At 29.7% G+C, this 17,552-nt stretch carries 15 protein-coding genes; 14 read left to right on the plus strand and 1 reads right to left on the minus strand.

The features are described 5' to 3' along the window. The first annotated feature begins 2 nt into the window (after positions 1 to 2). The 3 genes from cysM (at position 3) to GN138_RS05220 (ending at position 2,973) form a co-directional block, all read left to right on the plus strand. A complete protein-coding gene (gene cysM, locus GN138_RS05210; RefSeq protein WP_157362736.1) occupies positions 3 to 890 on the plus strand; it encodes a cysteine synthase CysM in 888 nt (295 codons plus the stop codon). A 245-nt stretch (positions 891 to 1,135) separates the two neighbouring features. After that, the gene (locus tag GN138_RS05215) at positions 1,136 to 2,227 is read left to right on the plus strand and encodes an acyloxyacyl hydrolase (protein WP_157362737.1); all 1,092 of its coding nucleotides are present in this window, start codon (positions 1,136 to 1,138) and stop codon (positions 2,225 to 2,227) included. A gap of 2 nt (positions 2,228 to 2,229) precedes the next feature. Then, complete coding sequence (locus tag GN138_RS05220) at positions 2,230 to 2,973, plus strand: head GIN domain-containing protein (protein ID WP_157362738.1); 744 nt, start codon at positions 2,230 to 2,232, stop codon at positions 2,971 to 2,973. Positions 2,974 to 3,033: 60 nt separating this feature from the next. On the opposite strand, the gene gldA is transcribed toward GN138_RS05220, so the two are convergent. Next, positions 3,034 to 3,927, minus strand: coding sequence for a gliding motility-associated ABC transporter ATP-binding subunit GldA (gene gldA / locus GN138_RS05225; protein ID WP_157362739.1), 894 nt, complete (start codon positions 3,925 to 3,927; stop codon positions 3,034 to 3,036). A 295-nt stretch (positions 3,928 to 4,222) separates the two neighbouring features. Between gldA and GN138_RS05230 the strand changes: the two genes are divergently transcribed. The 11 genes from GN138_RS05230 (at position 4,223) to GN138_RS05280 (ending at position 17,551) form a co-directional block, all read left to right on the plus strand. Beyond that, positions 4,223 to 5,050 (plus strand): prephenate dehydratase, encoded by an 828-nt coding sequence (locus tag GN138_RS05230; protein ID WP_157362740.1) that lies wholly within the window; start codon positions 4,223 to 4,225, stop codon positions 5,048 to 5,050. Continuing rightward, on the plus strand, positions 5,047 to 6,189 hold the full coding sequence (locus tag GN138_RS05235; RefSeq protein WP_157362741.1) for a pyridoxal phosphate-dependent aminotransferase: 1,143 nt from the start codon (positions 5,047 to 5,049) through the stop codon (positions 6,187 to 6,189). Before GN138_RS05230 ends, GN138_RS05235 begins: the two co-directional genes overlap by 4 nt. Before the next feature lie 5 nt (positions 6,190 to 6,194). Then, on the plus strand, positions 6,195 to 7,046 hold the full coding sequence (locus GN138_RS05240) for a prephenate dehydrogenase (protein ID WP_157362742.1): 852 nt from the start codon (positions 6,195 to 6,197) through the stop codon (positions 7,044 to 7,046). Between the two features lie 84 nt (positions 7,047 to 7,130). Beyond that, positions 7,131 to 8,213, plus strand: coding sequence for a bifunctional 3-deoxy-7-phosphoheptulonate synthase/chorismate mutase type II (locus GN138_RS05245; protein WP_157362743.1), 1,083 nt, complete (start codon positions 7,131 to 7,133; stop codon positions 8,211 to 8,213). A 152-nt stretch (positions 8,214 to 8,365) separates the two neighbouring features. After that, positions 8,366 to 8,995, plus strand: coding sequence for a carboxypeptidase-like regulatory domain-containing protein (locus GN138_RS05250; protein ID WP_157362744.1), 630 nt, complete (start codon positions 8,366 to 8,368; stop codon positions 8,993 to 8,995). A gap of 213 nt (positions 8,996 to 9,208) precedes the next feature. Continuing rightward, positions 9,209 to 10,165 (plus strand): hypothetical protein, encoded by a 957-nt coding sequence (locus GN138_RS05255; protein ID WP_157362745.1) that lies wholly within the window; start codon positions 9,209 to 9,211, stop codon positions 10,163 to 10,165. A gap of 67 nt (positions 10,166 to 10,232) precedes the next feature. Next, positions 10,233 to 12,047, plus strand: a complete 1,815-nt coding sequence (locus GN138_RS05260) for a transglutaminase-like domain-containing protein (protein WP_157362746.1) — start codon at positions 10,233 to 10,235, stop codon at positions 12,045 to 12,047. Further along, on the plus strand, positions 12,040 to 14,022 hold the full coding sequence (locus GN138_RS05265; RefSeq protein ID WP_157362747.1) for a DUF3857 domain-containing protein: 1,983 nt from the start codon (positions 12,040 to 12,042) through the stop codon (positions 14,020 to 14,022). Before GN138_RS05260 ends, GN138_RS05265 begins: the two co-directional genes overlap by 8 nt. Before the next feature lie 44 nt (positions 14,023 to 14,066). After that, positions 14,067 to 15,017 carry a ribosome small subunit-dependent GTPase A gene (gene rsgA / locus GN138_RS05270; protein ID WP_157362748.1) on the plus strand — a complete coding sequence of 317 codons (951 nt, stop codon included), beginning with the start codon at positions 14,067 to 14,069 and terminating at the stop codon, positions 15,015 to 15,017. Further along, positions 15,014 to 15,466 carry a D-aminoacyl-tRNA deacylase gene (dtd, locus tag GN138_RS05275; protein ID WP_157362749.1) on the plus strand — a complete coding sequence of 151 codons (453 nt, stop codon included), beginning with the start codon at positions 15,014 to 15,016 and terminating at the stop codon, positions 15,464 to 15,466. Before rsgA ends, dtd begins: the two co-directional genes overlap by 4 nt. Positions 15,467 to 15,640: 174 nt before the next feature. Beyond that, complete coding sequence (locus GN138_RS05280; protein ID WP_157362750.1) at positions 15,641 to 17,551, plus strand: DUF3857 domain-containing protein; 1,911 nt, start codon at positions 15,641 to 15,643, stop codon at positions 17,549 to 17,551. Position 17,552: the final 1 nt, after the last annotated feature.

Raw genomic sequence — 17,552 nt, forward strand, 5'->3', positions numbered from 1 at the left:
AAATGAGCATACTAAATCTAATAGGAAATACACCTTTGGTGAAAGCAGTAAATTTAGTGAATAAGCCTAATGTTACGTTGCTTTTAAAATTAGAAGGGAATAATCCTGGAGGAAGCGTTAAAGATAGGCCAGCTTTTAATATGATTTCTGAAGCCATAAAAAGAGGTGATATTAAAAAAGGCGACCGTTTAGTGGAAGCAACAAGTGGTAATACAGGAATCGCTCTTGCCTATGTAGCACAATCGTTTGGATTAAAAATGGCATTAGTAATGCCAGAGAATTCAACAGAAGAACGCGTAAAAACTATGCGTGCTTATGGTGCAGAGGTTATTTTAACCTCTGCAGATAGAGGTATTGAAGGCTCTAGAGATGTGGCGTTTAATATGCGAGACAATGAAGGCTATATCTTACTTAATCAGTTTGAAAACGAAGACAATTGGCGAGCACATTATAAAACTACAGGACCAGAAATTTGGCGAGATACTAAAGGCAAAATTACACATTTTGTATCTGCTATGGGAACCACAGGAACTATTATGGGAACTTCTACATTTCTCAAAGAACAAAATGAAAATATACAAATCATAGGAGCCCAACCAGAAGATGGTTCTCGTATTCCGGGTATTAGAAAATGGTCGCCAGATTACATACCAAGTATTTTTAATAAATCAAAGGTCGATCAAGTGATAGAAGTTAGTGAGAAAACAGCAAAAACCACAACCCAAAGGTTAGCAAAAGAAGAAGGTGTTTTTGCAGGTATGAGTAGTGGAGGTTCTGTAGCAACCGCATTAAAAATTATTGAAGAGATAGATAAAGGTGTTGTAGTTGCTATTATCTGCGACAGAGGTGATCGTTACTTATCCTCAAGTCTTTTTGATGATATTTTATAATAACAATTTGTTTGATTTCACTTAACATATTAGTCATTTAAAAGTTGGTTCTTAGCACTATAATTAAAAACCTCAAATTGCTATGAAATTACTTAAAAAAAATAAATCGGAAATTAAGTTTATTTGTCAAGTTTTAATGTTAACGGCTATTTCTCTTGTAATTGCATCAATAGTATAGTTTTCATTTTTAGTCTTCACTTTTTTAATTGTAATTATTGACTATTTTTACTGTTTAATAATTACTAATGCAAAAATTATTTGTTTCATTTTTATTATTTTCTTCAATAGTACTCAGTGCTCAAAAGGAAACAAATAATGCATATCTAGATTTTAATTATTTTGGTGGAAATATAGCACTTCATAATAACGATATTCTGCATTTAATTAAAGGTCATCCTGAAGGTTTTATTCTAAGTTATAATAAAAAAACATTCGGAAAAAAAGCTTGGGAACAACGTTTTGGCTATCCAGATTATGGTGTTTCTTTTATTTATCAAGATTTAAAAAACGAAATTTTAGGTAACAATTATGCCTTGTATGCACACTATAATTTCTATTTTCTTAAACGAAATTTAGTGTTAAGAATCGGACAAGGCTTAGCTTATAATACCAACCCGTATGATAAATTAGAAAACCCTAAAAATATTGCATTTGGGTCTGATATTTTAAGCTCTACATATCTTATGTTTAATTACAGGCGAGAACGACTTTTTAACAGGTTTGGTTTACAAGGAGGTTTAACGTTGTCGCATTACTCTAACGGCAATGTAAAAGCGCCAAATACAAGTGTGAATACTATAGCGTTAAATGTTGGTTTAACGTATAATTTAGAACAACAAGATCCTGAATATATAACGGATTTAAGCAACGAAAAATTTACAGAAAACCTAAAATTTAATTTGGCTTTTAGATCCGGAGTCAACCAAAGCGATGTTATTGGTAGTGACCAATTTCCGTTTTATATATTTTCGGGATATGCAGATAAACGCCTAAATCACCTTAGTGCACTTCAATTAGGAGTAGACGTTTTCTTTTCAAACTTTTTAAAAGAATTAATTTATTACAAATCCGTGGCGTTCCCAGAAGAAGATGTTAGTGGAGATGAAGATTATAAACGTGTTGGACTTTTTGTTGGCCATGAGTTGTTTATAAACAAAATGTCTGTAATATCACAATTGGGTTACTATGTCTATTATCCATATGATTTTGAAGGACGAAGTTATATTAGAGTGGGTCTAAAACATTACTTTGGTAATAAATTATTTGGTGCTGTAACTTTAAAATCTCATGGTGCAAAAGCTGAAGCTATAGAATTTGGAGTTGGTGTAAGATTATAAAAATGAAGAAAACAATTTACATACTAATTTTACTAGTATTTGCTTGTAATAGCGAAGATGCTAATGATTGTTTTCAAACTTCAGGAGAGATTATTCAGCAAGAAATTATAGTTCCAAATTTTACAAGTATTTTAGTTAATAGAGATATAGAATTATTTATTACCTCAGCCGAAGACCATAAAGTAACAGTAGAAACTGGCGAAAATCTTATAAATGATGTTAATGTGGAGGTTATAGATAATCAACTAATTTTAACGGATAACAATTCTTGCAATTTTGTAAGGGATTATGGAATTACTAAAATATATGTTGAAGCTCCTAATTTAACTCAAATAAGAAGTTCTACACAATATGATATTTCTTCAACCGGGATTTTAGATTATGATGACTTAACCTTATTGTCTGAAGATTTTAGTGACGAAAGTGACTATACAATTGGTGATTTTAGATTAACTGTAGATTCTAACAGTCTTAATGCGGTTTCAAATAACTTATCATTCTTTTACATAGACGGTATTGTTGATGATTTATCAATTGGTTTTTATGCTGGTGTAGGTCGTTTTGAAGGTGAAAATCTCATAGCTCAAAACGTTACTGTATTTCAGCGTAGTAGTAATGATATGGTTGTTAATCCACAACAATCTTTAACTGGGCAAATTAGAGGAACAGGAAATTTAATTGCTGTAAACCAACCAACAGTTGTAGATGTAGAGCGTTTTTATACTGGCGAATTAATTTTTGATTAATAGTTTAGATATTTCAGAACCATAAAAATTCCTTTATTTTAGAAAGGTTAGAATGGACTTCTAACTCGTCATTTCTCTAAATAAACTCTCTAAACTTGCGTTTTTTTGATTTAATTGAAGAATTTTTAATTCATTATCATGTGCAAAGTCAAATACATGAGAACGCATATCTTCTTTGGTAGAAAATGTAATTTCATAAACAAAACTATGCGTGTTTTTTACAGCTGTTACTTTTGGCAATTTTAAAAGAAAAGCATCTTCAACTCTGTAGTCAAATTCAACAATAACAATTTGCTCTTGTCCTGCTCTTAAATCTTTCAAATATTTGTCAGCAACAACTTCTCCTTTATTTATAATAATTACGCGATCACACATAGCTTCAACTTCTTGCATAATATGCGTAGAAAGAAAAACTGTTTTTTCTTTTCCAATGGTTTTTATTAAATTTCTAATATCAACCAGTTGGTTTGGATCTAAACCTGTGGTTGGTTCATCTAAAATTAAAACTTCAGGATTATGCAACATCGCATTGGCTAAACCAACACGCTGTCTATAACCTTTAGAAAGTTGTCCTATTTTTTTGTGCGCTTCTGGTGTTAAACCCGTTAATTCTATAACTTCTTCTATGCGAGATTTTGGAGTACCATAAACATTGGCATTAAAATTTAAATACTCTTTAACATACAGGTCTGTATAAAGCGGATTGTGTTCTGGTAAATAACCAACGCTACTTTGTACGTTTTTTTTATCTGAAGTTACATCAAAACCATTAACTAAAGCAGAACCTTCAGAGGTATCAATATAGGTTGTTAAGATTTTCATCATAGTTGATTTTCCGGCACCATTTGGCCCTAAGAAACCAACAATCTCAGCGTCTTCTACTTTAAAAGAAACATCGTTTAGAGCCTTTTGTTCTTTATATAGTTTAGTGATGTTTTTTACTTCGATTGCCATAGAAAATAATTTTATTCAAAAATAAGTAAATCAGAATATTGAATCACTTATTTTATTAATTCTTTAAAACTTTAAAGAATTTATTAAAAAATCAATGTTACAATTTTGATTTGTAAAAATAATAATTACATTAGCAACATAATTACAATAATGAACATATCTAAAACATATTTTAACTGGTTTTATTTCTTTTTTAGCTAAAGGAACGAGACTGAATATGTATTATTTAAATATAAATTATAAAGTCTCGATTTAATCGGGACTTTTTTTTGTGCAATAAATAAGACAATAAAAATTGAAAAAACCAATAGCTATACAAGGAATTAAAGGATCATTTCATCATTTAGTGGTTCAGAATTATTTTAGTAAAAATTCTGAAGTTGTAGAATGCATGTCTTTTGATAATGTTGTAGATGCATTGTTAGAAGGAAAAACGGATCAAGTAGTAATGGCTATAGAAAACTCCATAGCAGGTTCAATTATCCCTAATTATGCATTGATTGACAGTCATAATTTAAGTATTGTTGGTGAGTATTATTTAGGTATAGAACATTGTTTAATGGCTTTAGATGGGCAAACTATTGAAGATATTAAAGAAGTGCATTCTCACCCAATGGCATTATTACAGTGTAAATCATTTTTTCAATCCTATCCGCATTTAAAACTAGTAGAAGCTAAAGATACAGCAGATGTTGCAAAGCAAATTTCTGAACAAAATATTAAGGGAATTGCAGCAATAGCAAGTAAAAATGCGGCTGAATTATATGGCATAAAATTGTTGGCAGAGAGTATTCAAACTATAAAACATAATGAGACACGTTTTGTAATTGTAAAGCGAGACGATAATGAAAAAGACACAAGTATCATAAATAAAGCCTCTTTAAAGTTTGAATTAGATCATAAACGTGGAAGTTTAGCTGCCATATTAAATGTTATAAGTGATTGTAAATTAAACTTAACCAAAATACAATCGTTACCAAAAATTGAAACACCATGGAAATATGCCTTTTTTGTAGATGTTACGTTTGAAACGTATAAAGATTACGATAAAGCCATATCAATTTTGAATTTAATGGCGGAGAATTTTAAAATTTTAGGCGAATATAAAAACGCAAGACGATGATAGAAGTTGCAAAACGTTTACAAAATGTAGAAGAGTACTATTTTTCTAAAAAGTTGAGAGAAGTTGCGCTTTTAAAAGCACAAGGAAAACCTATCATTAATTTAGGAATTGGAAGTCCGGATTTAGAACCACCTTTTAAAGCTTCTATGACACTACAAGATAGTTTAATAGACGAAAAAGCACACCAATACCAAAGCTATCAAGGTTTGCCAGAGTTGCGAGAAGAAATTACAAACTTCTACAAAAGACATTATAAAGTAAATCTTAGTGCACAAACAGAAGTATTGCCGTTAATGGGAAGCAAGGAAGGAATTATGCATATTTCAATGGCTTTTTTAAATAAGGGCGATAAAGTTTTAGTGCCAAATCCTGGTTATCCAACGTATTCGTCGGTGACTAAATTATTAGAAGCAAAACCAATTTATTACGACTTAAAGGAAAAGAACAATTGGCAACCAGATTTTAAAAAATTAGAACGTTTAGATTTAAAACGCGTAAAAATTATGTGGATTAATTATCCGCACATGCCAACGGGTAGTAATGCAGATAATAAGTTTTACGATAAGGTTATTGCCTTTGGTAAACGTCATGATATTTTAATAGTAAATGACAATCCGTACAGTTTTATACTTAACCATAAACCAAATAGTATTCTTAGATATAAAGACGCAAAAAGTGTGTGTTTAGAATTAAATTCTTTGAGTAAAACATTTAATATGGCAGGTTGGCGTGTTGGTATGTTAGCAGGTAATTACGATTTTGTAAGTGCTGTTTTACGCGTAAAAAGTAATATGGATTCTGGTATGTTTTATGGCATACAAAAAGGAGCAATAGAAGCCTTAAAATGTTCAGACATATGGTTTCAGAGTTTAAATAGCGTGTACCAAACCAGGCGAGAGTTAATTTGGAAACTAGCAGATAGCCTTAAATGCACTTATGATAAAGAAGCATCAGGTTTATTTGTTTGGGCAAAATTACCACCAAAAATTAAGTCTGAAGATTTTACAGATATGGTATTAAAAGACTATTCTATATTTATGACGCCAGGAACCGTTTTTGGCAGTAATGGTGAAGGTTATGTACGTTTTTCGTTATGTGCATCACAAGAAATTATTAAAGAAGCAATAGCAAGAATTTAGATAGAATGAAGACGGTTTTTATTATAGGAGTTGGGTTAATTGGCGGAAGTTTTGCTTTAGATATAAAAAAGTTGCATCCAGAAAGTACCATTTATGGTATAGACAATAATGAAGCACATTTAGAAGAAGCAATAGCTTTGAAAGTAATTGACAAAACGGCTCAGTTTGAAGATTTAAAACATGCGGATTTGGTTATTTTGGCCATACCTGTAGATGCCGCAATTAACGTTTTGCCAAAGGTATTAGATAAGGTGTCTGATAACGCAATTGTGTTCGATGTTGGTTCTACCAAAGAAGATATTTGTGCCAAAGTAAAAAATCATCCTAAACGAAGAAATTATTTAGCAGTACATCCTATAGCTGGTACAGAATATTCTGGTCCAAAAGCAGCACTTTTAGGCTTGTATAATAACAAAACAAACATTATTTGTGAGGTAGAAGAAACAGCGTTTAAACTTCAAGAAAAAGCATTAAAGTTATTTTCAGATTTAGGAATGAGAATAAGATATATGAATCCAAAAGCACATGATAAACACATCGCTTATGTTTCACATTTATCTCACATTAGTGCTTTTATGCTAGGTAAAACGGTTATTGATAAAGAGAAAAACGAACGCGATATTTTTGATATGGCAGGCAGTGGATTTGAAAGCACTGTTCGTTTAGCTAAAAGTTCGCCAGCGATGTGGACACCAATTTTTAAACAAAATAAGACTAATGTAATTGAAACCTTAGAAGAGTATATTTCAAATTTAAACCACTTTAAAAAAATGATGCAAGATGATGATTTTGAGGCGGTTTATAACGAAATGGAATCTACAAATTATATAAAAGACATATTAAACGGAATTAAATAATTAAAAAGAAAAACTAATTGATTATTAGGAAAAGTAAGACCTGATAAATAAAACAATTAAAACTTAGTAAAAACTAATAGCAAAATGGAAAACAAGAAAGAAATGAGAACATGGTTGGATGATATGAAATTAGATCATCCACTAGTAATAGCAGGGCCATGTAGTGCAGAGACAGAAGAACAAGTATTAAAAATAGCGCACCAGCTAAAAGATACTGACGTTAATTATTACAGAGCAGGTATTTGGAAACCTAGAACAAGACCAGGAAATTTTGAAGGTGTTGGTGCCTTAGGTTTAAAATGGTTACAAAAAGTTAAGGAAGAAACAGGTATGAAAACCTGTACTGAAGTAGCTAATGCAGCGCACGTAAAATTAGCTTTAGAGCACGATGTAGATTTATTATGGATCGGTGCACGTTCTACTGTAAGTCCATTTATAATGCAAGAAATTGCAGATGCTTTAGAGGGAACAGATAAGATTGTATTAGTTAAAAATCCGGTAAATCCAGATTTATCGTTATGGTTAGGTGGTATAGAAAGATTATATTCTGCAGGTATTAAAAACTTAGGCGCCATCCATAGAGGGTTTTCTACATACGAAAAATCTAAATATAGAAATATACCAGAATGGCAGTTGGCAATTGAGTTTCAAAATAAGTTTCCAGATATACCATTAATTAACGATCCTTCTCATATTACAGGAAACAGAGACATGATTTTTGATGTATCTCAAACGGCCCTAGATCTTAATTTTGATGGCTTAATGATTGAAACACATTTTGATCCTGATAATGCTTGGAGTGATGCTGCACAACAAGTAACTCCAGAAAGTTTAGTGCAAATAATGACTAATTTAAAAATTAGAAAAGAAACGGATTCGGAAGCCGCTTATAATTCTGAATTAAATAATTTAAGAGCTCAGATAGATGTTGTGGATAATCAAATTCTAGATTTATTAGGTAAACGTATGAAAGTAGCTGAAGGTATAGGAGGATTAAAAAAACAAAAGAATGTTGCAGTTTTACAAAGTAAACGTTGGAATGAGATTTTGGGCAAAATGGTATTAGAAGGTGAAGAAAGAGGATTAAGCGAAGAGTTTATTTTACGCATGTTTAAAGCCGTTCACCAAGAATCGATTAACCGTCAAGAAAAGATTATTAATGGCTAAATTAGTTTAGTTATTGTAAATATAAAGGCTCGCAATTTGCGAGCCTTTTTCGTTAGGTATGTTAACTAACTGAAAAGGTCCATTCACGAAATATCGATTTTTAAAAATAGAGTTTCAAGCTAAGTTTGAAGTATTAACCAAAACCAATAACCATGAAAAAAATGACTTTATTAACCCTTGTGCTTTGTTTTAACTTAGTAGCAATGGCGCAGATTTCAATTTCAGGAGTTGTAACTAACGATTCCATTCCATTAGAATCCGCTAACGTATTTATTAAAAACTCTACAAAAGGCATTGCAACTAATAGTAAAGGCGAGTTTAATCTCCAAGCCAAAAAAGGTGATACTTTATCGGTTTCTTACTTGGGCTATAAAACCAAAGAGATTGTTTTAAATAAAACTGAAAACTTAGAGATTAAACTTGAAGTGGATAGTTTTGATGAGGCTGTAGTGATAGCTTATGGAAGTATTACACGAACAACATTTTGCTGTGGAGGTATAAGAATATGTGAGACTCATCTAGAAAGTAAATCAATAGAAAAAAACAAACTTTTCCCAAATCCTTCATCTAACGGTATTTTTCAACTAGAATTAAATGACAACTATGAAAACCTAGAAATTTCAATAGCAAATATGTCTGGAAGAGTCATTCAAAATTCATCCTATCAAGAATTAGATAAAAATGTTGTTATAGATTTATCTCAATTTTCTTCAGGAATTTATATCATAAATATTATTGCAGAAGGTAAACGCTTAGAACCGATTAGAGCGATAAGGAATTAAACCTAACTTTAATTTATTTAGGAGTTTGCTTTTCATAACATTGAGGATTAAACAAGTAATTTAACTCACTACTTAAATGTTCAAATATTCTTTTACTTTTAAATAAAAAAGTTATTTTTGATATAATAAGAAATTACTTGTTAATGAATTCTAAATATTTTATCAATCTATTTAGTCTTTCTTTTTAATCTAAAATTAACTCAATTTAAATCTATGAACAAAATTGTAAAATGTGTTTGGTTGTTTGCCGTGTTAATTACATTTAACATCGGTTTTAGTCAAATGCCCGCTGTAAAAAACTTTGATTACTCAATCTTAAAAGATAAAGTACTTTATATACCAACTTACGAAGTTAATAAGAGGTATTCTGCTAGGATGACAAAAAAAGGAAAGCTTGATAAGCTTGCCGATGCAAAAGCCGAGGTTGAAGAATATAACCTTGCTTGGCAAGAAGCCATGGCGGAGTCTTCTTATGATGCAACAGATTACGAAATTAGAGCCTTTGACCACAAAAAAGTACTAAAAAGTAAAGATGAAAAAGCGGTCTTGCTTTTTTATTATGCAGATAACTATGGTAATAGTTACGCAAATATAGTAGTTGCAGGTCCTAAGAAAAAAGTTGTAGCACGTAGTATTATTACAGGATTAGATTTAACCGATAAGAATGATATTCGTTTAATGATGAATATGTTAAATGAGTCTTTAACTGTAGCAGCAGAATTAGTTGAAGAACAAGGAAAGGCAAATAGAAAAGGTGCTAAAAATAAATACAAACAAGGTTTAATAGACTGGTATGATGGAGTTGAAGATAAAACTTTTTTAGTGCCAAAAAGTGAGCACAAAAATGAGAAAAAAGCAGAGAGAAGAAATACAGATTTAAAGGAAGCTCTTAAAAGTTGGAAATTGAGTAAGTACGAATTTACAACCGAAGAAGAAATTAATAATAAACGAATTGAAGGAGATGCTGATTCTTATTATTGGAAAACCTTTAGAATATATACGCAAAATTCTTTAATTGTTTACAATTATAATTTATTGTTATCTACTGAGGCAGATGATGTTATTGTAGGGTTTTTAGGTAAAAAAAGACTTAAACCAGCAACTTTAGAACAGATTCAAAAAAAGATTTTAGCAAAAGTTGAAAGATTCAAAAGACAGCTTGCGGATTAAACCAGTACAAATATTTATATATTTATCGTTTGTCCTATTTAGTTCTCAGCTAATAGGACAAATTGATTTGTCTAAGTATGAAAGAGATTTTGGAAAAGGTCTAACAACTTTAAAAAAGAAAATTAACATCGCTTTCATTTACGATGAAAACAGCCGTAGTTATAAGGCTAAAGTGAAACACCAATACCAAAAATTATACATTGGTAATAATGATGAAAGTGGCTTGGTACAAGTGCCTTTTCATAAATTTCAGAAATTAAAACTATCTAACGCGCGTTATTTCAAAATTGATTCTTTAGGTAAGAAAGTTTTATTAGAAAACGTTAAGGTAAAATATTCTGATGAGAAGAATTTTTTCGTTAATAATATTTTTTACTCCGATCTCAAAGTAAAACAGTTTAAATGTTCGTTGTCACTGCCAGATAATTATATAGTAACGTACTCTTATGAAGTTTTATATAATGACCTAAAATTTTTAAATAGCTTTTTTTTTCAACATAATAATGAAGCCGTCGAAGATGTTGAAATATCTATTAAAAAAAATTCTAACGTAAAATTTTCTATATATGATTTTAATTTAAATGGTATAGAAAAAATTGAAAACGATAGTTATATAAAATATATAGGTAAAAATCTTAATAGATATAAATCTAGTTCAGTATCAGTTAATGGAAACTATTATTTACCTCATATTATTATATCCGTAGATGAAACTAATAATGATGGTGAGATTATTGAAATTTTAAAATCTACGGATAATTTATACGAATGGTACAATTCCTTAATTAAGGAATTAAAGCCAGATATGAATTATATAAATAAATTAGCGAATTCTATTATTGGAAATAGTACCGATGATTCAGAAAAAATAGATAAAATATTTAGATGGGTACAAAATAATATTCAATACGTAGCATTTGAAGATGGTATAGCAGGTTTTAAACCAGATGAAGCAGATAATGTAGCAAAGTCAAAGTTTGGTGATTGTAAAGGGATCGCTAACCTTTTAGTAAATTTATTGCAATCTCAAGGATTCAATGCTAAACATGCTTGGTTAGGTACAAGAAGTAAAAACTATGATTACAGTATACCTTCTTTGGTTGTAGATAACCATATGATTTGCGGATTAGAATTTAATAATAAAATGTACTTTTTAGATGGTACTAGTAAATCTGTATCATGGTTAAAAGTCCCATCTCACTTGGAGGGTAAACAGGTTTTAGTAGCCAAAGGGAATGCTTATGAAACGCTTACTATTAAAAAATCAAATCCTTTAGATAATGTTATTGATATAACAGGTGTTTTAGATTTGAGTAAATCGCAACCAACAATTGATTTAAGTATAAAATACTCAGGACATTTTGTGTTTGATTTTATTGCGGCAGATAAACACATGTCATTTAATAGTAAGAAACATTTACCGTATTATTTTATAGATGATTATTTAGATGGTATTAAGGTTAAAAAAATATACAACGTAGCCACATCAGAGAATCTTATTTCTTACAAAGTTTCTGGTAATTATATGAATATTGCTAAAACAAATGGTGATTTAACTTTGTTTCCTTTTTTAGATGTTTTGCTATATGATAAAATATTAGAACATATGCCTGCTGTTTATATTGATTTTCCTCAAACAATTAATGTGAAATTGCAAATAAAAAACGGTGGTAACTTACCTGCTGAAGCATATGTTAAAGAGCAAATTGGTAATGAGAATTTTAATGCAAATTTTTATACACAAAAAGTTGGTAGTGATTATTTTGTTAATCAAAAACTTACCTTAAACTTATTACATTCTTCACTAACGGATCATACCGCATGGAATGATTTTGTTTCTAAAGTGAAAGCATTTAATAATTATCCACTTAATTATGAATAAAATAATACTTGCATTATTAATTTGTTTTGGTGTTATAAATGTTATTAAAGCACAGATTAATGAGGAAGCAAATAATAATTTTGAGAAGTCTAAATATGAAGAAATTTCTAACGAAGAAAAGTCAGATGCGACTATAATATACGATAGAACTTATATTGATGTAGGTAAGATAAGAGAAAATGGAGAATTTAAAGTAAGGAATTTAAAAACCATTCACCGTAAAATTAAAATTAATACATTGTATGGACTCGAGCAATACAATAAGCTGTATATTAAAATATTTAATGATTTACATTATAATTTAGACTACGTTGATTGTAAGGTAAAAACGTTAAAAAAAGATGGAAAGGTTGTTAAAACTGATAATACAGATTTTATTACAACAACATTGCCAGCTAATGCACCTTTCTTTTATAAGCAAAAAGGTAACGTAAAAATGCTAGCTATAAAAGATATCAATATAGGTGACCAAGTAGAATATATTTTTACAACACAAGAAATTATTGATATAGATCCAGAGTATTATTATAAAACAGATAGGCTATCATTTGTTAATAATGATTTTTGTATTGAGAAGAGTGTTTTTATAAACGCAGATAAATACAAGATTAAGTTATGGCCACATTATTTTGGTGAAAAAGATGCGCGTAATACAGACTATTCTTATAATGAAGGGAAGAAAATCACTTTAAATAATATTAAGCCTAAATATAATGAAATATATAGTAACTCTTTTCTTTATGAGCCTGATTTAACTTATATGATAAAAAAGGAAATAACTGTAAAAGATGACACGTGGGAGGATTTTGCTAAATACTTTAAACCCTCTAGAAAAAAAACTAAAAAGAAATTCATATTTGAAGGGAAATCAATCAATGACGCTATTACAGAAATTGAAACGATCGTTGGGACAAAAGAAAAGTTTAAGTTTATTTTAAAACAGATCAATGAACCATTGGAGAACAATATGTATTTATATTTTGATTTAGATGATAAAATAGATATCTCTTGGAGTTACGCTCAAGTAATTTCTAGAGCAGTAAAAAAAATGAAGATACCTATAAACTTTCATTTTGTAATTAATAAAAATTATAACAAACTAGACAAGACTTACGTTTCGCTTTATCAGTTTGATGATATTATTTGTTCTTTTAAGGGTGAGGATAATAAAATTTATTACTTCCCATTATTTAGCCCTTTTTCAAATTTAAATGATATTCAAAAAGAATTTCAAGGCACAGAATGTTTTACTATTTCTCAAAACGAGCTTGGTGAAAGAACACATTCTTTTGATAATATACCTGAATTTAACTCAGGTAAAATAGCCAAAAATATTGATGTGAATTTGGGAGAAATTGAAGAAGATAAAATTAAACTAAATATTAAAGAAAAATTAAGTTATTCTGGCCATAGTTGGATTAATAACAAGGCATTGCTTATGTATTTGGTAAAAGACAGCACTAGAACAGATGAAAATTTGAAACGTTTTGTAAAAGAACAATTACCAATGAGTCACAAGATAGATTCTATATATAATGTTCAATTTACAAGTAAGGATGCAAGTTGTAATATACAATATGAATATGACAAAGAGCTAAATATAAATAACGCATCAGAAATTATACATTTAAGACCTAGCGATTTTGTTCAACATACCTTCTATACGCCATATCATATGCGAGAAACAAGATTAGAAAAGGGATATTTAAATAATGAATATAACTTAGATTTTGTAATTAATTTTCATTTAAAAGACGCATTTTATTGGATACAGAATGATAATTTAAGAAAAGAAATTAAAAATGATTTTGGTGAACTAAAAACAAATTTTTCAAATGATAGTCTCACCATTAGTACATCATTTAATTTTGAATTTAAAAAAAATCAATTTGAAGTGTCAGAGTGGAATCAAATTCTAGATTTAAGAGATACAGCTAACGACTATTTAGTTCAAAAATTTTACTTTAAAAAATAAAGGATTTTTCTTAATATATTGTTACTTTACTACTAAACTAAATAATGACAGGCACAGTATATAAATCTACAGGAAGTTGGTACACCGTAAAAACCATCAATGGAAAATTCTATGAATGTAGAATAAAAGGCCGTTTTAGGTTACAAGGTATAAAAAGCACCAATCCTATTGCTGTAGGCGATATTGTAGAGTTTCAATTAGAAACTAAAAACAATACAGAGACAGGTGTCATAAACCGTATTGAAGAACGTAAAAATTACATTGTTCGTAAGTCTGTAAATTTATCTAAGCAAACACACATTATTGCTTCTAATGTAGACCAAGTGTTTTTGTTGGTAACTATAGATAATCCACCAACATTTACAACCTTTATAGACCGCTTTCTAGTAACTGCAGAAGCGTATTCTGTAAAAACAATACTATTGTTCAATAAAATAGATGCTTATAACGAGGAGACTATGTTGCAGGTAAAATATCTTCAAAATATATATAGAACTATAGGTTATAATTGTTTAGAGATTTCTGCAACTACAGGAAAAAACATAGATAAAGTAAAAGCCATAATGGAAGGTAAGGTGAGTATGTTTGCGGGTCATTCTGGTGTAGGTAAATCTACTTTAGTCAATGCCATAGAACCATCCTTAGATTTAAAAACAAAAGCTATTTCTTTGCAACATAGCCAAGGGCAACATACTACTACTTTTGCTGAGATGTTCGATTTAAGCTTTGATGCTAAAATTATAGACACACCAGGCATTAAGGGTTTTGGTGTTGTAGATATGGAAAAAGAAGAAGTTGGTGATTATTTCCCTGAGTTTTTTGCTTTAAAGCAAGATTGTAAGTTTAATAATTGTATTCATTTAAACGAACCAAAATGCGCCGTAAAAGATGCTTTAGAGGCTAATGAAATTTCGTATTCACGGTATAAAAGTTATATCCAGATACTAGAAGGTGAAGACGAGCATTACAGAACTGATAATTATGATAACGAATGAAAATAGTTATACAGAGAGTTTCTGAAGCGAGCGTTTCTATAGAAGGAAATAGAGTCGCCGAAATCGGAAAAGGACTTTTAATTTTGGTTGGTATTGTAAATGAAGATACCCAAGAGGATATCAACTGGCTTTGCAATAAAATCATCAATCTTCGAATTTTTCCAGATGAGAATGGTGTAATGAATACCTCTCTGAAAGCATCTAAAGGTGATGTGATATTGGTTAGTCAATTCACGCTACATGCGAGTACCAAAAAAGGAAACCGTCCTAGTTATATTAAAGCTGCAAAACCAGATGTCGCCATTCCTTTATATGAAAAATTTAAAGAGAGGCTTCAAGATGTATTAGAGAAACCAATACAAACTGGTATGTTTGGTGCAGATATGAAAGTAAGGTTGCTTAATGATGGTCCGGTAACTATAATCATTGATTCTAAAAATAGAGATTAGGTTTTTGCTTTATCATTTATTGATGTCTAGAAAACAATTTAACAAGATTACAACTCATTATCAATTGGGTAGATTTTAGAAGAAAAGAATTCTGTCAGAATTTTATGATAAAAATCATTGTTAGAAATAAATTAACTTTCTATATTGTAGCACCTAACCAAATTTTTAGTATAAATGCCGCAATTAAAATCTACGTTATTATTACCTATTTTAATTTTTTCGTTTTTTAGTTTTTCTCAATCTAGTGATGTTTATAATGCACTTTTAGTTCCTACAGAGTTAAAAGAAAAGGCAAATGCTGTTGTTAGGTATGATAGCAAGAAGGTAATTATTAATGATTATAACGATATGGAAATTATATCTAAACGAATTATTACAATATATAATAAAGAAGGGATTGATAACGCAAATACTTATGAATACTATAGCAATGATACCGAAATAAAAAAAATTGAATTAAAAATCTTTGACAGTTCAGGAGAGGAAATAAAAAAAATTAAAAAAGGAGATTTTACAGATAGAAGCGCAGTTAGTGGAGGTACACTTTACTCAGATAATAGAGTAATGTTTTATGATTATATACCTGTAAATTATCCGTACACAATAGAATTTAAGTCTGAAGTTCACCATGAAAGCACTTCGTATTTACCGAGTTGGATGCCAATTGATGGTTATTATTTATCTGTTCAATACTCAGAGCTAAAGATTGAAAATTATTTGGAAGAGAAAATAAATTTTAAATCACAAAATTTTGATAATATAAAGATTGAAAAAGTTTCAGAGTACTATTATAAAGCCACAAATTTACCTTCTATAAAATATGAAGCATATAGTCCAAAATTATCGCTAATTGCACCTAAGTTAAGTTTTGCTTTGGATAAATTTATAATTAGTGGTGTAGAAGGTAGAAATGGTGATTGGAAAAGTCAAGGTAAGTGGATGTACGACAATATGTTGAAAGACAAATTACAACTGTCAGAAACAACAAAAAATATTGTTTTAAATTTAGTTAAAGATATAGAGGACCCGATCGAAAAAGCTAAAGTAATCTATAATTATGTACAACAAAATACAAGATATATTAGTGTGCAAGAAGGTATTGGCGGTATGCAGCCAATAAATGCATTAATTGTTGATGAAGTTAAATATGGAGATTGTAAAGGGCTCTCCAACTATACGAAAGCATTGCTGTCGCATGTTGGTGTAGAATCTTATTATACTAGATTATACGGTTCAAGAAAAATACAAAATGTGGATAAGGATTTTGTGTCTTTTCAAGGTCAGACTAATCACGTTATTCTAGCATTACCAGATAAAGAAGATTACATATTTTTAGAATGTACAAGCCAAACTAATCCATTTGGGTTTACCGCAGGTTTTACTGATGATAGAGATGTTTTATTAATAAAACCAGATGGTGGTGAAATTGTACACACAAAGATTTATAGAGCAGATGATAGTGTTCAAAAAACAACAGCGAATATACAAATGGATGCTACCGGTAGTTTTACAGCAGATGTAAGAATAGAAACTACAGGGTTTCAATACAGCTTACATGAAGGCATTGAACGTAAAACAGAAAGAGATCAACATTTATACTACAAAGAGTATTGGGCTAACATTAATAATTTAACTATAAACAGTATTGATATTAATAATGATAAGGATAATGTCATTTACTCAGAGAGCGTTAAGTTATCTTCTATGAATTATGCTTCAAAAAGTGGTAATCGCTTAATTTTTCAGCCAAATATGTTTAATAAAGTAACTCAAATTCCACCAAGGTATACAGAACGTAAATTAGAGTTTAAAATAGATCGTGCATTTAAAGATGTAGATGAATTTATAATTCACCTTCCAGAAGGTATAGAAGTTGAAGCTATGACAGATTTTAAAGAAGTTAAAACAAAATTTGGCAGTTACAAATTTAACATAGAAGCTTTAGAAGGCAATAAATTAAAATATACTAGAACATATATATTGTTAAAAGGAAACTATACAAAAGAAGACTACAAAGCCTTTAGAGATTTTAGAAAGCAAATTGTAAAACACGATAAGAGTAAAATTGTTTTAATACAGTCTTAAG

The sequence above is a fragment of the Winogradskyella endarachnes genome (assembly GCF_009741275.1).
Lineage (GTDB): Bacteria > Bacteroidota > Bacteroidia > Flavobacteriales > Flavobacteriaceae > Winogradskyella > Winogradskyella endarachnes.

What these genes read in the sequence shown, in the direction of transcription:
- GN138_RS05265 (WP_157362747.1), top strand. Translation starts at nt 12,040, where the DNA reads ATGAATAAAATAATACTTGCATTATTAATTTGTTTTGGTGTTATAAAT.
- cysM (WP_157362736.1), top strand. Translation starts at nt 3, where the DNA reads ATGAGCATACTAAATCTAATAGGAAATACACCTTTGGTGAAAGCAGTA.
- GN138_RS05255 (WP_157362745.1), top strand. Translation starts at nt 9,209, where the DNA reads ATGAACAAAATTGTAAAATGTGTTTGGTTGTTTGCCGTGTTAATTACA.
- GN138_RS05240 (WP_157362742.1), top strand. Translation starts at nt 6,195, where the DNA reads ATGAAGACGGTTTTTATTATAGGAGTTGGGTTAATTGGCGGAAGTTTT.
- rsgA (WP_157362748.1), top strand. Translation starts at nt 14,067, where the DNA reads ATGACAGGCACAGTATATAAATCTACAGGAAGTTGGTACACCGTAAAA.
- gldA (WP_157362739.1), bottom strand. Translation starts at nt 3,927, where the DNA reads ATGGCAATCGAAGTAAAAAACATCACTAAACTATATAAAGAACAAAAG.
- GN138_RS05250 (WP_157362744.1), top strand. Translation starts at nt 8,366, where the DNA reads ATGAAAAAAATGACTTTATTAACCCTTGTGCTTTGTTTTAACTTAGTA.
- GN138_RS05235 (WP_157362741.1), top strand. Translation starts at nt 5,047, where the DNA reads ATGATAGAAGTTGCAAAACGTTTACAAAATGTAGAAGAGTACTATTTT.
- GN138_RS05220 (WP_157362738.1), top strand. Translation starts at nt 2,230, where the DNA reads ATGAAGAAAACAATTTACATACTAATTTTACTAGTATTTGCTTGTAAT.
- dtd (WP_157362749.1), top strand. Translation starts at nt 15,014, where the DNA reads ATGAAAATAGTTATACAGAGAGTTTCTGAAGCGAGCGTTTCTATAGAA.
- GN138_RS05215 (WP_157362737.1), top strand. Translation starts at nt 1,136, where the DNA reads ATGCAAAAATTATTTGTTTCATTTTTATTATTTTCTTCAATAGTACTC.
- GN138_RS05280 (WP_157362750.1), top strand. Translation starts at nt 15,641, where the DNA reads ATGCCGCAATTAAAATCTACGTTATTATTACCTATTTTAATTTTTTCG.
- GN138_RS05245 (WP_157362743.1), top strand. Translation starts at nt 7,131, where the DNA reads ATGGAAAACAAGAAAGAAATGAGAACATGGTTGGATGATATGAAATTA.